The 24,723-nt window shown below is 48.8% G+C and carries 21 protein-coding genes, 1 tRNA gene and 1 pseudogene; 17 read left to right on the forward strand and 6 right to left on the reverse strand.

Annotated features, from left to right (window positions below; translation table 11 throughout):
* Positions 1–16: 16 nt before the first annotated feature.
* The 7 genes from yggT (at position 17) to EFER_RS14575 (ending at position 5,749) form a co-directional block, all read left to right on the forward strand.
* Entirely contained in the window at positions 17–583 is a 567-nt protein-coding gene (yggT, locus tag EFER_RS14545) for an osmotic shock tolerance protein YggT (protein ID WP_001094831.1), read from the forward strand.
* Complete coding sequence (yggU, locus tag EFER_RS14550; protein WP_001277222.1) at positions 580–870, forward strand: DUF167 family protein YggU; 291 nt, start codon at positions 580–582, stop codon at positions 868–870. Before yggT ends, yggU begins: the two co-directional genes overlap by 4 nt.
* Positions 871–877: 7 nt before the next feature.
* Complete coding sequence (locus EFER_RS14555) at positions 878–1,471, forward strand: XTP/dITP diphosphatase (protein ID WP_001174755.1); 594 nt, start codon at positions 878–880, stop codon at positions 1,469–1,471.
* Positions 1,464–2,600: a radical SAM family heme chaperone HemW gene (gene hemW / locus EFER_RS14560; protein ID WP_000239968.1), complete on the forward strand. Its 1,137-nt coding sequence runs from the start codon at positions 1,464–1,466 to the stop codon at positions 2,598–2,600. Before EFER_RS14555 ends, hemW begins: the two co-directional genes overlap by 8 nt.
* Before the next feature lie 313 nt (positions 2,601–2,913).
* Positions 2,914–3,900, forward strand: coding sequence for a TRAP transporter substrate-binding protein (locus EFER_RS14565; RefSeq protein WP_000783994.1), 987 nt, complete (start codon positions 2,914–2,916; stop codon positions 3,898–3,900).
* 44 nt (positions 3,901–3,944) lie between these two features.
* Positions 3,945–4,448 (forward strand): TRAP transporter small permease, encoded by a 504-nt coding sequence (locus EFER_RS14570; protein WP_000577031.1) that lies wholly within the window; start codon positions 3,945–3,947, stop codon positions 4,446–4,448.
* Positions 4,448–5,749 carry a TRAP transporter large permease gene (locus EFER_RS14575; protein ID WP_000378963.1) on the forward strand — a complete coding sequence of 434 codons (1,302 nt, stop codon included), beginning with the start codon at positions 4,448–4,450 and terminating at the stop codon, positions 5,747–5,749. Before EFER_RS14570 ends, EFER_RS14575 begins: the two co-directional genes overlap by 1 nt.
* A 103-nt stretch (positions 5,750–5,852) precedes the next feature.
* Here EFER_RS14575 and EFER_RS14580 read toward each other — a convergent pair whose 3' ends face one another.
* The 5 genes from EFER_RS14580 to trmB all read right to left on the reverse strand — a co-directional run bounded on the left by EFER_RS14580 (position 5,853) and on the right by trmB (position 10,023).
* Positions 5,853–6,857, reverse strand: coding sequence for a DUF1202 family protein (locus EFER_RS14580; RefSeq protein ID WP_000828864.1), 1,005 nt, complete (start codon positions 6,855–6,857; stop codon positions 5,853–5,855).
* 116 nt (positions 6,858–6,973) lie between these two features.
* A complete protein-coding gene (ansB, locus tag EFER_RS14585; protein WP_000394143.1) occupies positions 6,974–8,020 on the reverse strand; it encodes an L-asparaginase 2 in 1,047 nt (348 codons plus the stop codon).
* A 185-nt stretch (positions 8,021–8,205) separates the two neighbouring features.
* Entirely contained in the window at positions 8,206–8,925 is a 720-nt protein-coding gene (locus EFER_RS14590) for a YggN family protein (protein WP_000984726.1), read from the reverse strand.
* 52 nt (positions 8,926–8,977) lie between these two features.
* Entirely contained in the window at positions 8,978–9,304 is a 327-nt protein-coding gene (locus tag EFER_RS14595; RefSeq protein WP_001107564.1) for a YggL family protein, read from the reverse strand.
* Positions 9,304–10,023 carry a tRNA (guanosine(46)-N7)-methyltransferase TrmB gene (trmB, locus tag EFER_RS14600; RefSeq protein WP_000786911.1) on the reverse strand — a complete coding sequence of 240 codons (720 nt, stop codon included), beginning with the start codon at positions 10,021–10,023 and terminating at the stop codon, positions 9,304–9,306. Before trmB ends, EFER_RS14595 begins: the two co-directional genes overlap by 1 nt.
* A 160-nt stretch (positions 10,024–10,183) precedes the next feature.
* Here trmB and mutY point away from each other — a divergent pair, with 160 nt between their 5' ends.
* The 4 genes from mutY to nupG all read left to right on the forward strand — a co-directional run bounded on the left by mutY (position 10,184) and on the right by nupG (position 14,167).
* Positions 10,184–11,236: an A/G-specific adenine glycosylase gene (gene mutY, locus EFER_RS14605; protein ID WP_015953697.1), complete on the forward strand. Its 1,053-nt coding sequence runs from the start codon at positions 10,184–10,186 to the stop codon at positions 11,234–11,236.
* 27 nt (positions 11,237–11,263) lie between these two features.
* Entirely contained in the window at positions 11,264–11,539 is a 276-nt protein-coding gene (locus EFER_RS14610) for an oxidative damage protection protein (RefSeq protein ID WP_000091700.1), read from the forward strand.
* A 64-nt stretch (positions 11,540–11,603) separates the two neighbouring features.
* Positions 11,604–12,683 carry a membrane-bound lytic murein transglycosylase MltC gene (gene mltC, locus EFER_RS14615; protein ID WP_015953698.1) on the forward strand — a complete coding sequence of 360 codons (1,080 nt, stop codon included), beginning with the start codon at positions 11,604–11,606 and terminating at the stop codon, positions 12,681–12,683.
* Positions 12,684–12,910: 227 nt separating this feature from the next.
* Positions 12,911–14,167 (forward strand): nucleoside permease NupG, encoded by a 1,257-nt coding sequence (gene nupG / locus EFER_RS14620; RefSeq protein WP_001049783.1) that lies wholly within the window; start codon positions 12,911–12,913, stop codon positions 14,165–14,167.
* 50 nt (positions 14,168–14,217) lie between these two features.
* On the opposite strand, the gene EFER_RS14625 is transcribed toward nupG, so the two are convergent.
* Positions 14,218–16,353 carry an ornithine decarboxylase gene (locus EFER_RS14625; protein ID WP_000855539.1) on the reverse strand — a complete coding sequence of 712 codons (2,136 nt, stop codon included), beginning with the start codon at positions 16,351–16,353 and terminating at the stop codon, positions 14,218–14,220.
* Positions 16,354–16,759: 406 nt separating this feature from the next.
* On the opposite strand from EFER_RS14625, the gene EFER_RS14630 reads away from it, so the two are divergent.
* The 6 genes and pseudogenes from EFER_RS14630 (at position 16,760) to gspS2 (ending at position 24,723) form a co-directional block, all read left to right on the forward strand.
* Positions 16,760–17,467, forward strand: coding sequence for a DUF554 domain-containing protein (locus EFER_RS14630; protein ID WP_024256526.1), 708 nt, complete (start codon positions 16,760–16,762; stop codon positions 17,465–17,467).
* Positions 17,468–17,572: 105 nt separating this feature from the next.
* A tRNA-Phe gene (locus EFER_RS14635) sits at positions 17,573–17,648 on the forward strand.
* 157 nt (positions 17,649–17,805) lie between these two features.
* A pseudogene (locus EFER_RS24865) lies at positions 17,806–18,082 on the forward strand (Arm DNA-binding domain-containing protein); the annotation flags it as partial.
* Between the two features lie 673 nt (positions 18,083–18,755).
* Positions 18,756–23,282: a lipoprotein metalloprotease SslE gene (gene sslE / locus EFER_RS14640; RefSeq protein WP_024256527.1), complete on the forward strand. Its 4,527-nt coding sequence runs from the start codon at positions 18,756–18,758 to the stop codon at positions 23,280–23,282.
* A gap of 155 nt (positions 23,283–23,437) precedes the next feature.
* Entirely contained in the window at positions 23,438–24,247 is an 810-nt protein-coding gene (gene pppA, locus EFER_RS14645; protein ID WP_000895860.1) for a prepilin peptidase PppA, read from the forward strand.
* Between the two features lie 65 nt (positions 24,248–24,312).
* On the forward strand, positions 24,313–24,723 hold the full coding sequence (gspS2, locus tag EFER_RS14650) for a type II secretion system pilot lipoprotein GspS-beta (protein WP_001332998.1): 411 nt from the start codon (positions 24,313–24,315) through the stop codon (positions 24,721–24,723).

Below are 24,723 nucleotides of genomic sequence, written 5' to 3' on the forward strand. Positions count from 1 at the left end.
GAATTAAAGGAACGCCATGAATACGTTGACTTTCCTGCTTTCAACGGTCATTGAGCTGTATACCATGGTGCTGTTATTACGCATCTGGATGCAGTGGGCTCATTGTGATTTTTACAACCCCTTCTCACAGTTTGTGGTGAAGGTGACGCAGCCGATTATCGGACCACTGCGCCGCGTTATTCCGGCAATGGGACCGATTGACAGCGCCTCGCTGCTGGTTGCCTATATTCTCAGTTTTATCAAAGCCATCGTGCTGTTTAAAGTCGTGACTTTCCTGCCGATCATCTGGATTGCTGGTTTACTGATTTTGCTGAAAACCATCGGCCTGTTGATTTTCTGGGTCCTGCTGGTGATGGCGATTATGAGCTGGGTAAGCCAGGGTCGTAGCCCGATTGAATACGTCCTGATCCAGCTGGCCGATCCACTGCTGCGCCCGATTCGCCGCCTGCTGCCAGCAATGGGTGGGATTGATTTCTCGCCGATGATCCTCGTTCTGCTGCTGTATGTCATTAATATGGGTGTCGCAGAAGTACTGCAGGCGACCGGAAATATGCTACTACCGGGGCTGTGGATGGCGTTATGAGTGCCGTAACAGTTAACGATGACGGTCTGGTTTTACGGCTTTATATTCAGCCGAAAGCCAGCCGTGATTCTATTGTTGGTTTACATGGCGACGAAGTAAAAGTCGCCATTACCGCGCCGCCAGTTGACGGCCAGGCTAACAGCCATCTGGTGAAGTTTCTCGGCAAGCAATTCCGGGTAGCCAAAAGCCAGGTGGTAATTGAGAAAGGCGAACTTGGCCGCCACAAACAAATTAAAATCATTAATCCGCAACAAATCCCGCCAGAAATCGCGGCGTTAATTAATTAGGTATCCTATGCAAAAAGTTGTCCTCGCAACCGGCAATGCCGGTAAAGTGCGTGAGCTGGCGTCGCTGCTTAGCGACTTCGGTCTTGATATCGTGGCCCAAACAGACCTCGGCGTAGATTCTGCCGAAGAAACCGGCCTGACCTTTATCGAAAACGCGATTCTGAAAGCACGACACGCGGCAAAAGTGACCGGTTTACCAGCAATTGCCGACGACTCTGGTCTGGCGGTAGATGTGCTTGGCGGCGCGCCTGGGATTTACTCCGCACGTTATTCCGGTGAAGACGCGACCGATCAAAAGAATCTGCAAAAACTGCTGGAAACAATGAAAGACGTACCGGACGACCAACGTCAGGCGCGTTTCCACTGCGTGCTGGTATATCTGCGCCACGCGGAAGATCCGACTCCGCTGGTGTGCCACGGTAGCTGGTCTGGCGTGATTACTCGTGAACCGGCGGGTACTGGCGGCTTTGGTTATGATCCAATCTTCTTCGTGCCTTCCGAAGGTAAAACCGCTGCCGAACTGACCCGCGAAGAAAAGAGCGCTATTTCCCACCGTGGTCAGGCATTGAAACTGCTGTTGGACGCTTTACGAAATGGTTAAATTACCGCCGCTGAGTCTCTACATTCACATCCCGTGGTGCGTGCAGAAATGCCCGTACTGCGATTTCAACTCTCACGCGTTGAAAGGAGAAGTGCCGCACGACGATTATGTTCAGCATCTGCTTAACGATCTGGACAACGATGTGGCTTACGCTCAGGGCCGTGAAGTGCAGACAATCTTTATTGGCGGTGGCACGCCGAGCCTGCTTTCCGGCCCGGCGATGCAAACGCTGCTGGACGGCGTGCGTGCGCGTTTGCCGCTGGCAGCGGATGCAGAAATTACTATGGAAGCGAACCCAGGCACGGTAGAAGCCGATCGCTTTGTCGATTATCAGCGTGCTGGTGTAAACCGCATCTCTATTGGTGTGCAGAGTTTTAGTGAAGAAAAGCTAAAACGACTTGGACGTATTCATGGCCCGCAAGAAGCGAAACGGGCGGCAAATCTGGCAAGCGGGCTGGGGCTGCGTAGTTTTAACCTCGATTTGATGCATGGGTTGCCTGATCAATCACTGGAAGAGGCGCTTGGCGATCTACGCCAGGCCATTGAACTGAATCCGCCGCATCTTTCCTGGTATCAACTGACCATCGAACCTAATACGTTGTTTGGCTCACGCCCTCCTGTACTGCCGGACGACGATGCATTGTGGGATATCTTCGAGCAAGGGCATCAGTTATTAACGGCTGCGGGTTATCAGCAATATGAAACCTCCGCTTACGCCAAACCGGGTTATCAGTGCCAGCACAATCTCAACTACTGGCGATTTGGCGACTACATCGGCATCGGCTGCGGGGCGCACGGCAAAGTCACCTTCCCGGATGGGCGCATTCTGCGCACCACCAAAACGCGGCACCCGCGTGGTTTTATGCAGGGGCGTTATCTGGAAAGCCTGCGTGATGTCGAAGCCGCAGATAAGCCGTTTGAGTTCTTTATGAACCGCTTTCGCTTGCTGGAGGCCGCACCACGCGCAGAGTTTAGTGCGTATACCGGGCTTTGCGAAGATGTGATTCGCCCACAGTTAGACGAGGCTATCGCTCAGGGTTATCTCACAGAATGTGCGGATTACTGGCAGATAACCGAGCACGGTAAATTATTCTTAAACTCACTTCTTGAATTATTCCTCGCTGAGTAATCATTAATGCGCCTGCGGGCGCATTAATCACTTCTTTTATCCCCCCGTTAATTAACTTCGGCAAAAATATATTTCTTACTGAATAAATATCGACGATATTTATTATATATACTTAATGAATATTTACTAATCATTTATTGATTATAAACATGTACAACATAGCGCACAAAATTAATATTTAATTTCTGACTTTATTTCAAATTGTGATAAACATAGACAAGTTGTCAGACAGGTTAACCAATTTGTCGCACAAAGCACTGATAAGCACAATTAGATATCAACCAATTTCCATCCTTCAACAGGGAGTTTTTATATGAAGATGAGGTCATTTACCCGCTCATTAGTCTGCGCATCCTTGCTGGCTCTGCTTAGCACTGGCGTAAACGCCGCAGAAAAAGTGACGTTAAAGTTAGCACACAACCTGGAAAGAAGTCATGTTGTGCATCAGAGTTTTGAAGAGCTGGCGAAAGAGGTAAAACAGCTGTCAAAAGGTAATATGGTGATCCGCATTTATCCCAGTAGCCAAATGGGTAACGCGCGAGAAACCATGGAGTTGTTGCAAAATGGCGCACTGGATATGACCAAGGGTTCAGCCAGTGATCTGGAGTCTTTTGATAATATTTATGCTATCTATAATTTGCCGTTCTTATTTAAAGATCAGGCGCACTTCAACAAAGTTGTTTTTGGTGAAGTTGGTAAAGAAATTATGGATTCAACAAAAGATAAAGGCTTTTTTGCTTTATCAGCTTATGTAGCGGGTACTCGCAGTTTCTATGCGAAAAAACCGATTACTAAGCCAGAAGATCTTAAAGGGCTGAAAATTCGTGTTCAGCCAAGCCCGACCACCATCAAAATGATTGAACTGATGGGTGGCTCCCCCACTCCAATTTCATTTGGCGAAGTTTATACTGCGATGCAGCAAGGTGTAGTAGATGGCGCAGAAAATAACGTGCCTTCCTGGGTGCAGACTCGGCATATCGAAATTGCCAAAGTCTTTTCTGAAGATGAACACGCCTCAATTCCGGACTTTTTGGTTATCTCCACCAAAACATGGAATAAATTAACCCCGGAACAGCAGCAAATTATCGAAACAGCGGCGAAGAAATCCGAAGTTTATCAACAAAAGTTGTGGGAAAAAATCGACGCTGACACTCGTGCTCAGGCGAAAGCCATGGGTGGTGAAATCGTTAAGGTTGATAAAGCCCCATTCCGTGCCGCAGTTCAGCCTCTGTTTGACGACTTCAAAAAAGATCCAAAACAAGCTGCTTTGTTAGAGAAATTCGACAACGCTGCTCAATAATATTCCGGGCCAGTCTCTGGCCCTGATTTTCCAGGATGCTTACAATGATATTTAACCGCCTGAAACTTGCGGTAGACCGCGTCATTGCCGCGTTTTCTGTCGCCGTCATGCTTGCTCTTGTTGTATGCGTAGTCTGGCAAGTATTTAGCCGCTACGTACTTAACCAGCCAAGTACATTAACCGATGAGCTGGCACGCTTTTTGATGATCTGGGTAGGATTATTAGGTGCTGCATATACCGTCGGCGCGCAGAGACATCTCTCTATTGATTTATTTGCTCTCGCCCTGAATAAGCGCAAACAATTACTTCTTAATATAGTCATTAACTTTCTCATTTTAGGCTTTGCCGGTTCGGTCATTGTGACTGGTGGCCTGAAATTAATTGATAAAACGCTGGCAACATCGCAAGTATCTGCCGCGATGCAAATACCGATGGGATACGTATATATCATTCTGCCATTAAGTGGAGCGGTGATGATGTTTTATGCCTTGTGTTTTATTAATCAAAGTATTCAACAACTGAAACAACATGCGCAGGAGGCCAGTTAATGGATAGTTATATCGCGCTTACACTGTTTGGCTGTTTTTTTGTACTGGTCTTCATTGGTGTGCCCATTTCGTTCTCAATCGGTATTGCGACTGTAACTTCAATGCTATTGATGTTTCCCTGGGATATCGCGGCAATTACTGTTTCGCAGCGACTGGCTAATGGACTGGATAACTTTGCCCTGTTGGCAATCCCCTTTTTCATCTTTGCCGGAACGCTGATGAACAGCGGCGGTATTGCGATACGTTTGATTAACCTCGCCCAGGTAATGGTTGGCCGCGTTCCTGGTTCACTTGGTCATGTGAACGTCCTGGCGAATATGATGTTTGGTTCTATTTCCGGTTCAGCCGTTGCGGCTGCTGCTGCCGTTGGTGGCACACTTAATCCCATTCAGACCAAAGAAGGTTATGATCCGGCATTTTCTACCGCTGTAAACGTCTCATCCTGTATTACTGGATTACTGATACCGCCCTCAAACGTGTTAATCGTGTTTTCCCTGACAGCTGGCGGCGTTTCTGTAGCATCGTTATTTATGGCGGGATATTTGCCAGGGCTCTTAATGGGTCTCGCGGTAATGATAGTCTGCGGCGTTATTGCTAAACGCCGTGGTTACCCACTTTCAGAAAGAGCAACCCTTGCTCAGGCATGTAAAGCGTTTCTGGATGCCTTACCAAGTTTGCTTCTGGTGTTCATTGTAATGGGCGGCATTCTGGGCGGCATTTTTACCGCAACTGAAGCGTCTGCGATTGCCGTTGTCTACACATTTATTCTCTCGGTGCTGATTTACCGGGAAGTAAAATGGCGCGATTTACCCAAACTGATTCTGGAATCGGTTGTTACCACTTCGATTGTATTACTGTTGATCGGTTTTTCCGTGGGCATGTCCTGGGCAATGACTAATGCTGATATTCCTTATATGATCAGCGACGCGTTGATGGGGATTTCTGATAACCCACTGATCATATTGCTGCTAATTAATATCGTCTTATTAATTGTCGGTATCTTTATGGACATGACACCGGCTGTACTAATCTTCACACCAATCTTCTTGCCGATTGCACAAGAGCTGGGAATGGACCCGGTACATTTCGGTATTATGATGGTGGCCAACCTTTGTATTGGGCTGTTAACACCGCCGGTGGGTAGTGCGCTATTTGTTGGTTGTTCTATCTCTGGTGTGAAGATTCAACATTTGATCAAACCATTGCTGCCATTTTATGCCGCATTGTTAATCGCGTTGATGATGATCACTTATATCCCGCAAATTTCTTTGTTTGTTCCACAGTTATTGGGATTAATGTAAATAAGCCCTGAATAATTTATGTTGCAGACTATGCGACGTGATGTATGACGGAAATTACTCATTGCCGGATAAAACGTATTTATCCGGCAATGATATGCAACAATTATTTAATCACGCCCCGACGACGTAATTCGGTAATATCATTGTTCCAGCGGTCATACTCAGCTTGCAGATCTTCACTGGCATAGGCAAGTTTAATTCTTTCGTGATTCAATGCGGTTTGTTTATCACTGAGTGGTTTCACTTTTTCATCCAGCTCAGCCATATCCGTTTTTATTTTCTCAAGCATCAACTGGTGCTGAGTGACGTAATAACGTTTCTTCTCAGCTACAACCGCATCACGCTCGGCGCGTAATGGCGCGGCATCACAGTCTGGTTTTGCCTGACAAGCTGCAAGCGCTGGGGAATAAACAGTTTCATAATAGTTATTTTCAAACTTCAGCGGATCGTTTTGCCGATCGGCTTCGTACATTTTTTGCAGCATTTCCTGTTGTACATTGTAACGGGTGCGTTGTTCTCCTTTTGCATCCTTACCCCAGAAAGTTTTGATCTTTTCACCGACATCATCGTATTGTTTCTGAAGTTCCTTTTCCTGCTCTTTTGAGCGTTCGATCTTATCTTTCATCTCGCCATAGCCAGCTTCAACTTTTGCCAGTTGCGCATAAAAATTGCTGTCGGTAGTGATCAGATATTTTATTTTTTCATCGGGCTTGGGCAACGGGTAACCCATATTTTTAGCCGCCGTTTGCATAGAGAAAAATTCAGTAGTCCACCCTGAATCTGGCGTTCCTTTGGCTTTGACCATCGCGGAAAATTTCACCGATTGGTCTTTAACCCAGGTTTTTTCCATAAAACGATAATCAGCGGCCATTCCCGCCATAACATACAAATCTTCCGTTGCCGACATATCCCCTTCAGCAGACCAGGTTGACTGGTTGCCTTCGGAACTTACCGGTTTCAGGGATATTTGGTCGAGACGCATAATGCCCGCAAAATCGTCATTGAACTGCGTCTTTAACGTCTTCTCATCAGGCGGTACTGCTTCTGCCCAAACGTACCCCGACATCAACACAAACAAAGTCGTGCCTACAATCCATTGCCTTTTCACCCGAAAATCCTCCCGTGGAATAATTTATTCCGGTGATTATCATTAGTGAATTAACAATTAGCAATGGACGTGAGTCTGAAGTGTAAATACCCCGGCAAGATGCCGGGGCGAGGTGATTAGTACTGATTGAAGATCTGCTGGATCTGCTGCGGATCTTTGGTTTGCGTCAGAGCCAGTTGCAGCAGAACACGCGCTTTTTGCGGGTTCAGCGTGCCAGAAGCGACGAAGCCGTATTTCGCATCATCCACTTCGGCATCCTGAGTGGTTGCGCCCGTTGGTACGCGAGAAGAACGCACTACCGCAGTGCCGTTTTTCGCGGCGGTTGCCAGGGTGTCAAACACGGTTTTATACAAGTTACCGTTACCCACACCAGCACTTACGATGCCGTCATAGCCCGCGTCCACCAGTGCTTTAGCCGGAAGATCAGACGCGTTAGCGTAGTTATAAACAATACCGACTTTCGGCAATTCATTCAGCTTCGAGACATCGAACGGTGTGTCGCCAGTATGCTTACGTGCCGGGGTACGCTGATAGTCAATCTTACCGTTGTGAATGTAACCCAGCGGACCATAGTTAACAGATTTGAAGGTCGCTACGTCGGTGGTGTTGGTTTTAGTGACATCGCGACCATCCAGCACGGTGTCGTTCATCACCACCAGAACGCCACGGTTGGCGGAGGCTTTATCTGCTGCGGTCACTACCGCGTTATACAGGTTGAATGGACCGTCTGCGCTCATGGAAGTGGAAGGACGCATTGCGCCGACCATCACCACCGGTTTGTCGCATTTCACCGTCAGGTCGAGGAAGTAAGCGGTTTCTTCCATCGTGTCGGTGCCGTGGGTAATGACGAAGCCGTCGGTCTTATCGCAGTCGGTGTTAATTTTTTTCGCCAGTGTCAGCCAGACATCATCGTTCATGTCCTGGGAGCCGATATTAACGACCTGCTCACCTTTAACGTTCGCAATGTCTTTTAGTTGCGGCACCGCATTAACCAAATTTTCTACGCCAACTTTACCTGCTGTGTAGTTAGATTTGGTTGCGGAGTCACCACCACCGGCAATCGTTCCTCCGGTCGCCAGGATAGTGATATTTGGCAGAGCCAGTGCTGCGCTGCTAAACCCCATAACCAGTGCGGCAAGTGCCGTCTTTTTGAAAAACTCCATTTCATTCCTCCAGTTACGTGAATCAAAGGCATTATTGAAATTCACGGGATGAATGATTTGATGTAAAGCAATTTACTGAACAAATATACTTTTCTAATTTCGAAAATCTGATTCGGTTAACAAAAATACTGAAAATGCAAAAACGGCACCGCAAATACCGTGCCGTTAGAAAAAGAAAGAAGAGATTATTTTAGGGTACTTACCAGCGCTTTGCGGCTGTCTTCGAGGGAAATCACGCGGTTACAGACATCTTTACCAAACTGCTGGAAGTCTTTTTCCTGCTTTTTCCATTCATCCTGAATTGACGTTTGTAGACCGCCGAGTCCGCCCAGCACATTTTGTAATGGGTTACCGCCGCTTTTCAGCACCGCTTTCGCCCCCATTTCGTTAATGCTGTCCTGTAAAATTCCGCCCATCGCCTGATTTACTAACTGCTGGCCTTCGGCACGAACTTGATCAATGGCTTTATAGTGAAACGTCAGGCCATCGCTGCGCGTTTCAATAATGCGGTTCATTTGCTCTTTTAATTGCGCATCAAGTTTGGTCAGACGGCTGCGCATTTTGCTGTTTTCGCCCATTTCCTGAACGATAATTTTATCCAGCGCGACACGGGCTTTCTCGACGCGGCTTTTCGCGCCTTCATCAATCCACGGCAATGTGCTACGTAGTTCTGTTTGATAATCTTGCGCCTGTTCACGTTGTGCGGCATTCAGTGAATACTGCTTGCCATTGAACATTACGTTGCCGTCCGGGGTAATCACCAGATTGCCGTTTTCGCCCGTCACCTGCACGTTTTGTGGGCTAAGGATCACATCGTCACGCGGCGTGACGCTGCACTGGTAGTCGGCATGAGCGGCCATTGCCGTTACTGAAAGTGCTGCCGCCAGCAGCAGTTTGCGCATCATAGTCTTCCCTCAAGAAAAAATTAGGCCAGCATCTGCTGGCCCGTATGCTTTATTAGTCCCACCAAACGTCGAAAAGTTCGCTGGTGCGTACCTCATCCAGTTTGCGCTCTTCCAGCCACTTACGTACAATCGCCTGGTGCTCTTCGGTGCATTTGCCGATTTCCTGCATGCAGATCAGACCTTCCCAGGCCAGATAACCGCTGCCGTCAAAGGCCAGTTTGTTTGGTTCGATAACCTCGTTAATAAAGTCATCAACGGTTTTATCAATCTGTTCTTCCGATGTACCTTCCGGGAATCGCCATGCCACCGAAAATCCTAATTCCTGGAATTCGTCGATGTGCATTTTTTTACGCAGACGACGACTACGGTTCTTTGCCATTATTTCACCCTCTCGAACATTAAGTCCCATACTCCGTGACCAAGACGATGACCACGTTGTTCAAATTTCGTCACCGGACGTGATGCCGGGCGCGGTACGTAATCGTTGCTCTCTGACAGGTTTTTATAACCGTCAATCGAAGACATCACTTCAAGCATATGTTCCGCATAAGGTTCCCAGTCGGTCGCCATATGGAATACGCCCCCCAGCTGCAGTTTGCTTTTTACCAGTTCGGCAAACGGCACCTGAACGATACGGCGTTTATTATGGCGCGCTTTGTGCCACGGGTCAGGGAAAAAGAGCTGCACCATGCGCAATGAATTGTCAGGAATCATTTTGTGTAGCACTTCAACCGCATCGTGACACATCACGCGCAGGTTGCTTAAACCTTCTTCATGCGCAGAAGCCAGGCACGCACCAACGCCCGGTGAATGCACTTCAATGCCGAGGAAGTCTTGCTCAGGGCGATCTTTAGCCATTGCCACCAGCGACGCCCCCATGCCGAAACCAATCTCAAGCGTCACTGGCGCTTCACGGCCAAAAAGCGCAGGGAAATCCAGCATATCTTCGCTGAACTCAACGCCCATCACCGGCCAGTAGTTTTCCAGCGCATGTTCCTGGCCTTTGGTCAGTCGCCCCTGGCGGCGCACAAAACTACGGATACGGCGCAGTGGGCGGCCGTTTTCATCAAATTCCGGTGAGATGACGTCGTTTTTCATAAAGATTTAGTCGCTTGTGAAAGTGTTCTGAAAACGGGCATTATCCAAAGTTAGTTGCCGGATGCAAGCATGATAAGGCCGTGGCTGCGGAAAGTTCCGGTTTACACCCTGCCGTCGCTGTGCTGCAATCTTGCCCCCAACAACAGTGAATTCGGTGACCATGCAAGCGTCGCAATTTTCAGCCCAGGTTCTGGACTGGTACGATAAATACGGGCGAAAAACTCTGCCCTGGCAAATTGACAAGACGCCCTACAAAGTATGGCTCTCAGAAGTGATGTTGCAACAAACTCAGGTTGCGACCGTTATCCCCTATTTTGAACGCTTTATGGCGCGCTTCCCGACGGTGACCGATCTCGCCAATGCGCCGCTGGACGAAGTTCTCCACTTGTGGACCGGACTGGGCTATTACGCCCGCGCGCGCAATCTACATAAAGCGGCACAGCAAGTTGCCACCTTACACGGCGGTAAATTCCCGGAAACCTTTGATGAGGTCGCCGCGTTACCGGGCGTCGGGCGTTCCACCGCAGGCGCGATTCTCTCACTTTCTCTGGGTAAGCACTTTCCGATTCTCGACGGTAACGTCAAACGCGTGCTGGCACGCTGCTATGCTGTAAGCGGCTGGCCTGGGAAAAAAGAGGTCGAGAATAAACTATGGAGTTTAAGCGAGCAGGTGACGCCCGCGGTTGGCGTGGAACGGTTTAATCAGGCGATGATGGATTTGGGCGCGATGATTTGTACGCGTTCGAAACCGAAATGTTCGCTCTGCCCGCTACAAAACGAGTGTATTGCCACCGCCAACAATAGCTGGTCGCTTTATCCGGGCAAAAAACCGAAACAGACGCTACCGGAGCGCACCGGCTACTTTCTGCTGTTACAGCACGAAGATGAAGTATTTCTGGCGCAGCGTCCGCCGAGCGGATTGTGGGGCGGTTTATACTGTTTCCCGCAGTTTGCCGATGAAGAAAGTTTGCGGCAATGGCTGGCGCAACGGCAGATTGCTGCCGATAACCTGATGCAGCTGACCGCGTTTCGCCATACCTTCAGCCATTTCCACTTAGATATTGTGCCTATGTGGCTTCCCGTGTCGTCATTCACCGGCTGCATGGATGAAGGCAATGCGCTCTGGTATAACTTAGCGCAACCGCCGTCAGTTGGCCTGGCGGCTCCCGTGGAGCGTTTGTTACAGCAGTTACGCACTGGCGCGCCGGTTTAGCGCGTGAGTCGATAAAGAGGATGATTTATGAGCAGAACGATTTTTTGTACTTTCCTGCAACGTGAAGCAGAAGGTCAGGATTTTCAGCTGTACCCCGGCGAACTGGGAAAACGCATCTATAACGAGATCTCCAAAGAAGCCTGGGCGCAGTGGCAGCACAAACAAACCATGCTGATTAATGAAAAGAAACTCAACATGATGAATGCCGAGCACCGCAAACTGCTGGAGCAGGAGATGGTCAACTTCCTGTTCGAGGGTAAAGAGGTGCATATCGAGGGCTATACGCCGGAAGATAAAAAATAAAAACAGAGCCGGAGGTCACCTCCGGCAACTTGCATAAAAACAAACACAACACGCACCCGGAATGATGAAAAAATATCTCGCGCTGGCTTTGATTGCGCCGTTGCTCATCTCCTGTTCGACGACCAAAAAAGGCGATACCTATAACGAAGCCTGGGTCAAAGATACCAACGGTTTTGATATTCTGATGGGGCAATTTGCCCACAATATTGAGAACATCTGGGGCTTCAAAGAGGTGGTGATCGCCGGTCCTAAGGACTACGTGAAATACACCGATCAATATCAGACCCGCAGCCACATCAACTTCGATGACGGTACGATTACTATCGAAACCATCGCCGGGACAGAACCTGCCGCGCACCTGCGCCGGGCAATTATCAAAACGTTGTTGATGGGTGACGATCCGAGTTCGGTCGATCTCTATTCCGACGTTGATGATATTACGATTTCGAAAGAACCTTTCCTTTACGGTCAGGTGGTGGACAACACCGGGCAGCCGATTCGCTGGGAAGGCCGCGCGAGCAACTTCGCGGATTATCTGCTGAAAAACCGTCTGAAAAGCCGCAGCAACGGGCTGCGTATCATCTACAGCGTCACCATTAACATGGTGCCGAACCACCTTGATAAACGTGCGCACAAATATCTCGGCATGGTCCGCCAGTCGTCACGGAAATATGGCGTTGATGAGTCGCTGATTCTCGCAATTATGCAGACCGAATCTTCCTTTAACCCCTATGCGGTCAGCCGTTCCGACGCGCTGGGATTAATGCAGGTGGTACAACATACTGCCGGGAAAGATGTGTTCCGCTCGCAGGGGAAATCCGGCACGCCGAGCCGCAGTTTCTTGTTTGATCCTGCCAGCAATATAGATACCGGCACCGCGTATCTGGCGATGTTAAACAATGTTTATCTCGGCGGAATTGATAACCCAACATCGCGACGTTACGCCGTCATCACCGCCTATAACGGCGGCGCAGGCAGCGTGCTGCGAGTCTTTTCGAATGACAAGATTCAGGCTGCCAATATTATTAACACCATGACACCGGGCGATGTTTATCAGACTCTGACGACCCGCCATCCCTCTGCGGAATCTCGCCGTTATCTTTATAAAGTGAACACGGCGCAGAAGTCATACCGCCGCCGATAATGTTATTTCCGCTGCGTTAACTTTACGCAGCGGAAATAAAAAATGAGATCTTCATCACTATTCCTCTTGCAATTTGAAACTGCTTGCAAATTTTTGTGACGTACAACACCAGACTGTCATCAGAATTTGATACTATTCGCGTCACAATTTGATGTGATTTCATCATAATTCTTCCAGAATTGTACCTTTGTTAACATCAACACGCATTGCAGTGTGAGGAAACTAACATGAATTTAAAGCTGCAGCTGAAAATACTCTCCTTTCTGCAGTTCTGTCTGTGGGGGAGCTGGCTGACCACCCTCGGCTCCTATATGTTTGTGACGCTTAAATTCGATGGTGCTGCCATCGGTGCTGTCTATAGCTCACTGGGTATCGCCGCCGTCTTTATGCCGGCCCTGCTGGGGATTGTTGCCGATAAATGGATAAGTGCGAAATGGGTATACGCCATTTGCCACACCATTGGCGCTATCACTCTCTTTATGGCGGCGGAAGTCACCACACCGGAGGCAATGTTCCTTGTGATTTTGATTAACTCGTTTGCTTATATGCCAACACTTGGGTTAATCAACACCATCTCTTACTACCGCCTGCAAAATGCGGGGATGGATATCGTTACTGACTTCCCGCCAATCCGTATTTGGGGCACCATCGGCTTTATTATGGCGATGTGGGCAGTTAGCCTCTCTGGTTTCGAACTGAGCCATATGCAGCTGTATATTGGCGCCGCACTCTCTGCCATTCTGGTGCTGTTTACCCTGACACTGCCGCACATCCCGGTTGCTAAACAACAAGCAAACCAGAGCTGGACAACCCTGTTGGGCCTCGATGCGTTCGCGCTGTTTAAAAACAAGCGCATGGCGATTTTCTTCATCTTCTCAATGCTACTGGGCGCGGAACTGCAGATTACCAACATGTTTGGTAATACCTTCCTGCACAGCTTCGACAAAGACCCAATGTTCGCCAGCAGCTTCATCGTGCAGCATGCGTCGATCATCATGTCGATTTCGCAGATTTCTGAAACCCTGTTCATTCTGACCATCCCGTTCTTCTTAAGCCGCTACGGTATTAAGAACGTAATGATGATCAGTATCGTGGCGTGGATCCTGCGTTTTGCTCTGTTTGCTTACGGCGACCCGACTCCGTTCGGTACTGTACTGCTGGTGCTGTCGATGATTGTTTACGGCTGCGCATTCGACTTCTTTAATATCTCTGGTTCCGTATTTGTGGAAAAAGAAGTTAGCCCGGCGATTCGCGCCAGTGCGCAAGGGATGTTCCTGATGATGACTAACGGCTTCGGCTGTATCCTCGGCGGCATCGTGAGCGGTAAAGTGGTTGAAATCTACACCCAGAACGGCATTACCGACTGGCAGACCGTGTGGCTGATCTTTGCTGGCTACTCAGTGGTTCTGGCCTTCGCGTTTATGGCAATGTTTAAATACAAACATGTTCGTGTACCTGCCGGTACGCAAACTACCAGCCACTAATAAGTGATGAAACAGCAACGGGGCGCCAGAAGGTGCCCCGTTTTTTATTCTCACTTCAAAACATAACCATACAAACGTTTCATCCCGTCCGTATCTGTTTCGCTATAGACACCTTGTAACTCCGGCGAAAATCCTGGTAGCAAATTCACCCCTTCTTCCAGCGCCAGAAAATAACGCTGTACCGCCCCGCCCCACTCTTCTCCAGGCACCACGCACAGCACGCCAGGTGGATAAGGTAACGCCCCTTCGGCCGCAATTCGCCCTTCGGCATCACGAATCCGCACCAACTCCACTTCACCGCGAATATAGGCGCTATGCGCATCCTGTGGGTTCATCATTACTTTCGGGAAACTCAGCTGGCGGAACATCGCTTTTTGCAGGTCTTTGACGTCGAAACTGACATACAGATCGTGCATCTCCTGACAGAGCTGGCGCAGGGTATAGTCACGATAACGTACCGGATACTTGTTGAAGACAGACGGCAGCACATCAGCCAGTGGTGTGTCATCTTCAATATGTTGTTCAAATTGCACCAGCATTGCCACCAAATGTGCCATCTTCTCGGCACTTTCGGCAGGCGTCAGCAGGAACAAAATGGAATTGAGATCGCACTTTTCAGGCACTATGCCATTTTCACGCAGGTAATGCGCCAGAATGGTCGCAGGAACGCCAAAATCGCTATACTCACCACTGGCAGCATCGATTCCTGGTGTTGTCAGCAGCAATTTACACGGGTCGATAACATATTGGTCCTCCGCATAACCTTCAAATCCATGCCAGGTTGCTCCAGGTTCAAAACTAAAAAACCGTCTCTCGCTGGCGATAACTTCTGTCGACCACGCTTGCCACAGCTTACCATCCACAACCGGCGGCACAAACGGGTGCAGCAGATGACAACGTTCCAGAATCGCCTTACGGGTTTCGATCCCCAGAGTCACGCAATCAGCCCACAACCGACGCCCACTCTCCCCTTCGTGGATTTTGGCGTTAACATCCAGCGCGGCAAACAATGGATAAAAAGGGCTGGTGGAAGCATGCAACATAAATGCGTTATTCAGCCGTTTATGCGGACAAAAACGTGCCTGCCCGCGAATATGGTTATCTTTTTTATGGATCTGGGAGGTTTGCGAGAATCCGGCTTGCTGCTTGTGTACCGACTGAGTGACAAAAATGCCAGGATCTTTTTCGTCAAGCTCTAACAACAACGGCGAGCTATTTGCCAGCATCGGGATAAACTGCTCATAACCGACCCAGGCAGAATCAAACAAAATGTAATCACAAAGATGACCGATGGTGTCGATCACCTGACGAGCGTTGTAGATAGTGCCGTCGTAAGTTCCCAACTGAATAATTGCCAGACGGAATGGGCGCGGCTGGTCAGCCTTTTCTGGCGCAACGGCACGAATTTGCTGGCGCAGATACTCTTCATTAAAACAGTGCGCATCAATACCCCCAATAAAGCCAAACGGATTACGCGCAGCTTCTAAATAAATCGGTGTTGCGCCAGCCTGAATCAGAGCACCATGATGATTTGATTTATGATTATTGCGATCAAAAAGCACCAGATCGCCACGTGTCAGTAATGCATTGGTGACCACTTTATTTGCCGCCGAAGTTCCATTCAGAACAAAGTAGGTTTTATCGGCATGAAAAACTTTGGCGGCAAACTTTTGAGCATCTTTTGCTGAGCCTTCATGAATCAATAAATCGCCCAACCTGACATCGGCATTACACATATCGGCGCGAAAAACATTCTCGCCAAAGAAATCATAAAAATGACGACCAGCAGGATGCTTTTTAAAGAATGCGCCATGCTGATGCCCAGGGCAGGCAAAAGTGCTATTCCTCATTGCGACATACTGAGTCAAGGTGTCATAAAACGGCGGTAGCATATTTTCTTCATAGCGACGGGCAGCAGCTTCCAACTCCAGCCATTGTTGTTCGCTACCGTTCATAACCGCTGTCACCCCCTGCGGCATCGAGCAAGCCTGCTCGCTAAAGAGAAATACGGGTAATTGAAAACCAGTGCGTTTGAGTAAGGTAAGGATCCCACTGCGACTATCCGTAACCGTGATGACGACAGCGGCGACTTCGGTAAAATCGGTACTATCCAGCGCCACCACATCACGATGCGTAGACAAACGGGCAACCAGTTCACCACTGGCGGCAATTTTCATTGTTTTCATGCTCAATTCATTTCGAAAAAGTTAGCACCAGAGCAAGGTGCTAGCCTTGCCCGAAGAGTCGTTGCCCAGACTGGTTCGCAGCTGCAACCACCAGACATCAGTAAAAACAGAGTCACTCTGCGCTTACTGTTGTCCTTCAGTGAGCCTGATATACCTTCACCGCATGGTGCGTTGGAGAGTTAAAAATGGGGAAATGGTGCACACAACCAGACAATGCAAAAAGCGTAACGCACGTTTAATAAGCATCTTTTGTGGCCCATCAAAAAGGAGAAAATTTGCGCAATCATGGCATCTTTAGCCAGGAGGCGCAATAAAGCACGGACCGACTCTTTGCGATTGAACAAGCATAAGAGCGAGTAATCAGGGCATAATAATGCACTTTGATATATTTTCAGAAGGAACGAAGGTGGTAATCGGACCCTTTATAAACGCCGCAGCGGTGTTAATTGGCGGGGCGCTTGGCGCAATCATCAGCCAGCGCTTACCTGAACGGATTCGCGTCTCCATGACCTCAATATTTGGTCTGGCCTCACTGGGGATTGGTATTTTATTAGTGGTCAAATGCGTCAATTTACCTGCAATGGTACTGGCAACGCTGATTGGTGCACTGATAGGTGAATTCTGTTATCTCGAAAAAGGCATCAACGGCGGCGTGGCAAAAGCGCAACAGATGTTCAGTAAGCCAGGTAAAAAATCGACTCATGAATCATTCATTCAAAATTATGTGGCAATTATTGTGTTGTTTTGTGCCAGCGGCACCGGGATTTTCGGTGCAATGAATGAAGGAATGACAGGCGATCCCAGCATTTTGATCGCCAAATCATTCCTCGATTTTTTTACTGCACTTATCTTTGCCTGTTCATTAGGGATTGCTGTTTCTGCTATTGCTGTCCCATTGCTAGCGGTGCAGCTCACACTTGCCGCCTGCGCCGCCTTGATATTGCCATTTACAACCCCGGCGATGATGGGAGATTTTAGTGCTGTAGGTGGGTTACTGTTAGTGGCGACGGGTTTACGAATTTGCGGTATCAAAATGTTCCCGGTGGTCAATATGCTTCCTGCTCTGGCACTGGCAATGCCGATGTCTGCTGCCTGGACTGCATTTTTCGCCTGAAAATGACTGTAATAGCAACAAACTGGTGGTGGAATGCGCAGTCTGAAAGGATTTAAAGAATTTTCATTGACGAAACGAGGCAGATAAGGTTTAATGCGCCCCGTTGCCCGGATAGCTCAGTCGGTAGAGCAGGGGATTGAAAATCCCCGTGTCCTTGGTTCGATTCCGAGTCCGGGCACCACCTTTCCTTTTTATACTTCCCTTTCAATCCCAGCACGTAGTAAATTCAACGAGTTAACGTAACATCTTTCTCAATACGTTTTGATTTGTTCCTGTGTATCCGGGAAATTTGCGGTCAAATAACAGATCTTTCAGTTCAATGAAACAGAAAGCCCAATATGACCCTGGCTGACAATAAAATCAACGCTGCGAAGCCCCTCGCAAAGACACCTGACTGTATCCACCAGCGGCTCCAAGCTGTGGTATTTTCGCTATAGTTTCAGCGGTAAAGAAAGCGGCATGGCTTTTGGCCCCTACCCACAAATAACACAGGCGGAAGCCCGCAAAAAGCGCGATTCTCGCAGCTAATCTACTGGTATCCCGTATCAATTCCTCTCAGCTACGCAAACCGACACCGTTGACGCCTCCCGGACGTTTCTGTATATCGCCACCGCGTAGCACACCAGTTGTCTATAGAATCCACGCCGCAGCAGAACGACATCAGAACATGCCTGGCGTGAAGAGGCTCAGGAGCAGAGTGCATTTTTCCTGCTCCCACGGCACGGAGTCTGTATGGTTTGCGCAATGCCTCGTTTGATGCGGGAGCATGGTCCAGACAAAATGCCAGAGGCATGACACATCGGCTATAAAATCCTCAACATTAGACTCTCTACATTAGCTTATAAAGCGTGTTTAGTGCCGTTAAATAATAACTACCGTGAGTAATAACCTGTAAAAGAATAAATAATTTCACCAATTAACATACCAGGCAAAACAATCATGTTAGTGCAAATTATGATATTAACTATTTCCTCGTCATATATTAAATTTATAAAGCGTTAATAATATGTATTAATAGATGTTAAACCTCAACATCCTTATTGATTTTAAAGTGATAATTAATAATACTCCCGCTCCTTTAGAGTTTAGGTAATCGCATAAGTAATTAAGTATTCTGTCGAATATTGCCGTAGCGAGGCTGTTAGCACAGTAAAACTACAGAGGCAAAAATCTTACTAAAAATGACACTTTCTGAATAACAGGAGGGTATTTTCGAACAGAAGATAATATATAAAACTATTTCTTGCGTTACGATTCCGTCAACTTAATTTATTCACTTGCGTTATTAATGAGTAAGAAATTTAAATATAAGAAATCGCTTTTAGCGGCTATTTTGAGTGCAACGTTATTAACGGGCTGTGACGGTGGTGGCTCAGGCTCTTCTTCTGCCAATCCACCTGGAGATTCTGGCTCTGGTTCCATCCCGGATGTTAATCCAAATCCAACACCAGATCCGGAACCGACGCCGACACCTGATCCAGACCCGGAACCCACTCCAGACCCGGAGCCTGAACCAACGCCCACTAAAACCGGTTATCTGACCCTGGGGGGAAGCCAACGGGTAAGTGGCGCTTTCTGTAATAACGCACCCAGTGTTGGCTTCACCTTTACGCCCGGCGATACGGTTACCTGCGTAATCGGCGGTACGACTATCGCCACATTTGACACTCTGGCGGAAACGGCACGCAGCCGCAGTGATGTAGAGAAAGTGGCGTTTAGCCTCGAGGATGCGCAGGAGCTGGCCAGCTCTGAGAATAAGAAAAACAATGCGCTCGCCCTGGTGACTTCCAGCAACAGCTGCCCGTCAGATGATGAACAGGTCTGTCTGAACTTCACATCTGTGGTTGATCGCGCACGCTTTGAAAAACTGTATAAGCAGATTGATCTGGCAAAGGAAGATTTCCAAAAGCTGGTGAATGAAGAGGTGGAAAACAATGCCGCCACTGATAAAGCACCATCGACTCATACGTCACCGGTTGTGCCTGCCACTACACCGGGTACAACGCCGGATCTGAATGCTAAATTCGTATCGGCAAATGCCGAACAGTTTTATCAGTATCAACCTACTGAAATTATTCTCTCCGAAGGCCGTCTGGTGGATAGCCTGGGCAATGGTGTTGTTGGCGTAAATTACTACACCAGCTCAGGCCGTGGCGTAACTGGCGAAAATGGCAAATTCTCCTTTAGCTGGGGCGAAACCATCTCCTTTGGCATCGACACATTTGAGCTGGGATCGGTACGCGGTAATAAATCGACCATTGCATTGACTGAGCTGGGTGACGAAGTTCGTGGAGCGAATATCGATCAGCTTATTCATCGTTACTCCCAGGCTGGAGAAAATAACGATCGTGAGATCCCGGATGTGGTCCGCAAGGTCTTTGCCGAGTATCCCAACGTGATCAACGAGATTATCAATCTCTCGTTATCCAATGGCGCGACGCTGAACGAAGGCGATCAAACCGTTGAGCTGCCAAACGAATTTCTTGCACAGCTTAAATCCGGGCAAGCAAAAGAGATCGATACCGCGATTTGCAACACAACCGGGAGCTGTAACTCTCCACGCTGGTTCTCACTGACAGCGCGCAACATTAATGAAGGTCAAATTCAGGGCGTTATCAACAAGTTGTGGGGAGTGGACGAGGATTACAAATCCGTGTCGAAATTCCACGTTTTCCATGACTCCACCAACTTCTATGGCAGTACGGGTAACGCCCGTGGTCAGGCGGTGATTAATATCTCTAACGCGGCCTTCCCGATTCTGATGGCGCGTAATGATAAAAACTACTGGCTGGCCTTCGGCGAGAAACGTGCCTGGGATAAAAATGAGCTGGCGTACATTACTGAGGCGCCTTCCATTGTGCGACCAGAGAACGTGACACGCGAAACCGCCACCTTCAACCTGCCGTTTATCTCGCTGGGGCAAGTGGGCGATGGCAAGCTGATGGTTATCGGTAACCCACACTACAACAGCATCCTGCGTTGCCCGAACGGTTACAGCTGGAACGGGGGCGTTAATAAAGACGGGCAGTGTACGCTCAACAGCGACCCGGATGACATGAAGAACTTCATGGAGAACATGCTGCGCTATCTGTCAAATGATCGCTGGTTGCCGGATGCAAAATCCAATATGACCGTGGGTACTAACCTGGATACGGTGTATTTCAAAAAACATGGCCAGGTGCTGGGAAATAGCGCACCGTTTGCGTTCCATAAGGATTTCGCTGGCATCACGGTCAAACCGATGACCAGCTATGGCAATCTGAATCCAGATGAAGTTCCTCTGTTGATCCTCAATGGCTTTGAATACGTCACACATTGGGGTAGCGATCCTTACTCCATTCCTCTGCGAGCAGATAGCAGTAAACCGAAGCTGACTCAGCAGGATGTGACCGATCTGATCGCCTATATGAACAAAGGTGGATCGGTGCTGATCATGGAAAACGTGATGAGCAATCTTAAGGAAGAGAGCGCATCTGGCTTTGTACGTCTGCTTGATGCTGCAGGTTTGTCGATGGCGCTTAACAAGTCGGTAGTAAATAACGATCCGCAAGGCTACCCGGACCGTGTTCGTCAACGACGTTCAACGCCAATTTGGGTCTATGAGCGTTATCCGGCTGTCGATGGTAAACCACCGTATACCATTGATGACACCACGAAAGAAGTTATCTGGAAATATCAGCAAGAAAACAAACCTGATGACAAACCGAAGCTGGAAGTTGCCAGCTGGCAGGAAGAAGTTGAGGGTAAACAGGTAACCCAATTCGCCTTTATAGATGAAGCCGACCACAAAACGCCTGAGTCACTGGCTGCGGCAAAGCAGAGAATTCTGGACGCGTTCCCTGGGCTGGAAGAGTGTAAGGATTCTGACTACCACTATGAGGTCAACTGTCTGGAATACCGTCCAGGCACGGATGTGCCGGTAACCGGTGGCATGTTTGTTCCACGCTATACGCAACTTAATCTTGACGCCGACACCGCGAAAGCGATGCTGCAGGCTGCGGATTTAGGCACCAACATCCAGCGTCTGTATCAACATGAGCTTTATTTCCGTACCAATGGCCGCCAGGGTGAGCGTCTCAACAGCGTTGATCTGGAACGTTTATACCAAAACATGTCCGTCTGGCTGTGGAACGAGACGAAATACCGTTATGAAGAGGGTAAAGAAGACGAGCTGGGCTTTAAAACGTTCACTGAGTTTCTGAACTGCTACACCAACAATGCATACGTTGGTACGCAGTGTTCTGCTGAGCTGAAAAAATCGCTGATTGATAACAAGATGATTTACGGTGAAGAAAGCAGCAAAGTGGGAATGATGAACCCGAGCTACCCGCTCAACTATATGGAAAAACCGCTGACACGCCTGATGCTGGGCCGTTCCTGGTGGGATCTGAACATCAAAGTTGATGTTGAGAAGTATCCGGGAGTGGTGGATACAAACGGCGAAACCGTCACACAAAACATTAACTTGTACTCAGATCCAACCAAATGGTTTGCAGGTAACATGCAGTCAACTGGCCTGTGGGCACCTGCCCAGCAGGAAGTCAGCATTGAGTCAAAGGCGACAGTTCCTGTGACCGTGACTGTTGCGCTGGCCGACGACCTGACAGGACGAGAGAAGCATGAAGTTAGCCTGAACCGTCCGCCCAGAGTGACGAAAACCTATGATCTGAAAGCCAATGATAAGGTGACGTTCAAAGTCCCTTACGGCGGTCTGATTTACATCAAAGGCGACAGCAAAGAGGTGCAATCAGCTGACTTCACCTTTACCGGTGTAGTAAAAGCGCCGTTCTATAAAGACGGTAAGTGGCAACACGATCTGAACTCCCCTGCCCCGCTGGGCGAACTGGAGTCTGCGTCGTTTGTCTATACCACACCGAAGAAGAACCTGAATGCCAGCAATTACACGGGCGGACTGGAGCAATTCGCTAAAGATCTGGATACCTTTGCCAGCTCGATGAATGACTTCTACGGTCGTGATAGCGAAAGCGGTAACCACCGGATGTTTACCTATAAAGCATTGACGGGGCATAAACATCGTTTCGCCAACGATGTGCAGATCTCCATTGGTGACGCGCACTCGGGTTATCCGGTGATGAACAGCAGTTTCTCGCCGAACAGCACCACGCTGCCGACGACGCCGCTGAACGACTGGCTGATCTGGCACGAAGTGGGGCACAACGCCGCCGAAACGCCGCTGACTGTTCCAGGCGCGACCGAAGTGGCGAACAATGTGCTGGCGCTGTACATGCAGGATCGTTATCTCGGCAAGATGAACCGTGTCGCTGACGATATTACCGTCGCACCGGAATATCTGGAGGAGAGCAACAACCAGGCATGGGCGCGCGGCGGTGCGGGTGACCGTCTGCTGATGTACGCACAACTGAAGGAATGGGCAGAGAAGAACTTTGATATCAAGAAGTGGTATCCAGATGGCAATCTGCCAGCGTTCTACAGCGATCGTGAAGGGATGAAAGGCTGGAACCTGTTCCAGTTGATGCATCGTAAAGCACGCGGCGATGAGGTTGGCGACAAAACCTTTGGCGGCAAGAATTACTGTGCTGAATCCAACGGTAACGCAGCGGACACGCTGATGCTGTGTGCCTCCTGGGTCGCCCAGACGGACCTTTCCGCATTCTTTAAGAAATGGAATCCGGGTGCGAATGCTTACCAGTTGCCGGGAGCGACGGAGATGAGCTTCGAAGGCGGTGTGAGCCAGTCGGCTTACAACACGCTGGCGTCGCTCAAGCTGCCGAAACCGGAACAGGGGCCGGAAACCATTAACAAGGTTACCGAGTATTCGATGCCTGCTGAATAACCCGGATAAGGCGTTCACGCCGCATCCGGCATGATATAAGGCGCACCGGGTCAACACATTTGCCCGATGCGCCAGCTTATCGGGCCTGGAGGAAAGCCGTATGGCATACACCTGCAGGCCCACATCCGGCAAGTTACAACAAATAACCTTTAACCATGCTTTTTGATGTTTTTCAGCAATACCCTGCGGCGATGCCCATACTGGCAACCGTAGGAGGATTGATCATCGGCAGTTTTTTGAATGTGGTGATTTGGCGTTATCCCATCATGATTCGCCAACAAATGGCGGAGTTTCACGGTGAAATGCCGAGTGCGCAGTCAAAAATAAGCCTGGCGCTGCCGCGTTCGCACTGTCCGCATTGTCAGCAGACCATCCGCGTTCGTGACAATATTCCGCTGCTCTCCTGGTTGATGCTCAAAGGGCGCTGCCGTGATTGTCAGGCGAAAATCAGCAAGCGTTATCCGCTGGTCGAGTTATTGACAGCACTCGCTTTTTTGCTGGCGAGTCTGGTCTGGCCGGAAAGTGGATGGGGGCTGGCGGTGATGATATTATCCGCCTGGCTGATTGCCGCGAGCATCATCGACCTTGATAACCAATGGCTGCCCGATGTTTTTACTCAGGGCGTATTGTGGACAGGACTGATTGCGGCATGGGCGCAACAGAGCCCGTTAACGCTACAAGACTCAGTTACCGGCGTTCTGGTGGGGTTTATTACGTTTTACTCCCTGCGCTGGCTGGCCGGAATAATTCTGCGTAAAGAAGCATTAGGCATGGGCGATGTATTACTCTTCGCCGCGTTAGGTGGCTGGGTAGGCGCGTTGTCGCTGCCCAATGTGGCTTTAATCGCTTCATGCTGCGGCCTGATATATGCCGTTATTACAAAAAGAGGATCAACCACACTGCCTTTTGGACCGTGTTTAAGTCTGGGCGGTATAGCAACACTTTATCTACAGGCATTGTTTTAATGATAACCCCGTCATTATCAAAGTGACATTTTAACTCTTATTAATAACCTTAGAGATTATTTACCATGTCGATAAAACAGATGCCAGGGAGGGTATTAATATCGCTATTGTTGAGCGCTACAGGATTATTAAGTGGCTGTGCCAGCCATAATGAAAATGCCAGTTTACTGGCGAAAAAACAGGCGCAAAATATCAGCCAAAACCTGCCGATTAAATCTGCGGGTTATACCTTAGTGCTGGCGCAAAGCAGCGGCACGACGGTAAAAATGACCATCATCAGCGAAGCGGGTGCTCAGACCACGCAGACGCCTGACGCCTTTTTAACCAGCTACCAACGACAAATGTGTGCAGACCCAACGGTGAAATTAATGATCACCGAGGGAATTAATTACAGCATAACGATTAATGATACACGTACAGGTAACCAGTATCAGCGGAAACTGGATCGCACTACTTGTGGAATAGTCAAAGCATAA

This window comes from Escherichia fergusonii ATCC 35469 (genome assembly GCF_000026225.1).
GTDB lineage: Bacteria > Pseudomonadota > Gammaproteobacteria > Enterobacterales > Enterobacteriaceae > Escherichia > Escherichia fergusonii.